The organism is Alkaliphilus transvaalensis ATCC 700919, assembly GCF_000621485.1.
Lineage (GTDB): Bacteria > Bacillota > Clostridia > Peptostreptococcales > Natronincolaceae > Alkaliphilus > Alkaliphilus transvaalensis.
In genome coordinates this window covers 1-1,387 of sequence record NZ_JHYF01000039.1, presented here as the reverse complement: position 1 = coordinate 1,387, position 1,387 = coordinate 1, and the positions used below count along the sequence as shown (strand labels likewise).

The window sequence follows — 1,387 nt, the reverse complement described above, 5'->3', positions numbered from 1 at the left end:
AAAGAGGCAGTTTGATATAATGGTGATAACTGGAAAGATAGTTATCACCATATTAAAAACCTAAGTCACGATTACAACTTAGGGGACGGGTAATGGTAGTCTATTTTATTACGATCTAAATCCAGATATTAACTTGGAAAATAATCGTGCATATGTATTTAAAACTGGTATGCAGGCCCAAAATGAATATGCTAATGTTCAGGCTAGTTCATATATTATTACAGGAACAGCTTATGCAAAGGGTGTGATAGGCCAAGAAGCGAATAGGAATGGAACCAAAATAAAAGGGGGAAATTACAAACAGATACCAGGTATAGACTTACGTGCAGGAGTAGGAGTATCGGGTGTTAATGTAATTGCCGATGGTCATGTTGGATACAAAGACTATGTTGGTTTAACAGCTATTGCAGACGCCAGTGCTGGGAAAGCACAAGCTTATGCGACATTTACTGCTAGAATTGACAATAACCTTGATGTAGGTTTTAGAGCAGGTGCTGAAGCTGCTGTATTTGATGGAGCAATTGGTGTGGGTCTTAATGTTTTTGGTTATGAAGCCATAATTGGAATAGAAGGATCAGCAATAGCTGCAGGTGCTATAGCAGAATTAGGAGTTCTAGACGGAAGATTACGGGGAAGAGCTAAAGCTGCGTTAGGTTTAGGGGGAGGTGTATGGTTTTCAATTGGTAAGAGGTGATTAACTTAGAAAGGATGGTTGATATAAATGTTTATTAGCAACACTGAATTTATGAAAAAATTTGTTACAATTATTTGCAGTTCGGTATGTATTATTTTTACCGCTATAAGTATACTTGCATTTTTTCTAAGTAGTGATAAGAAACCTGTTTATATATTTTTAGCTTCTATTATTATTATAGATGTCACGTGGATATTAGTTTATATATTTTATGTATCAAAGAAGTGATTCTTACATCGTATCCAATACGCACTATAACTACTTTTAACCATGCATGAGAAAGAACGAAGCTAGGGAAATATTCTCTCACCACGCCGTTTGGACGCGGTCGGGGGCAAATGAATATCTATATTCCTAGAATGTAGTGGATTGGTGTTAATAATAATCATATAGAACTATGGAAGTATAAGTACCTATCTAAGTACTGGAATATTGACTACTTACAGATATGTAAAATTCAGTATATATGAACATTAATCATAGGTATACTAGCTATTTTTCATTATGGAGGGGGAGGTAGGGACATATCCTACTATCAACATAACGATATAAATAACCCATATTCATTATTAGATAGGGAGAGGATATCTAGAAGTATATTAGATATATCTATTGTCTTTGTCTTATATTGTTAGTATATATATGTCTTTTATCTTATGTACTGTAGTGATGTTTTCCTCAACCCCTCCCCCC

General features: G+C 35.0%; 1 protein-coding gene. It reads left to right on the top strand.

Annotated features, from left to right (window positions below; all coding sequences use genetic code 11):
• Positions 1-133: 133 nt before the first annotated feature.
• Complete coding sequence (locus tag T335_RS0115325; protein WP_026478315.1) at positions 134-694, top strand: hypothetical protein; 561 nt, start codon at positions 134-136, stop codon at positions 692-694.
• Positions 695-1,387: the final 693 nt, after the last annotated feature.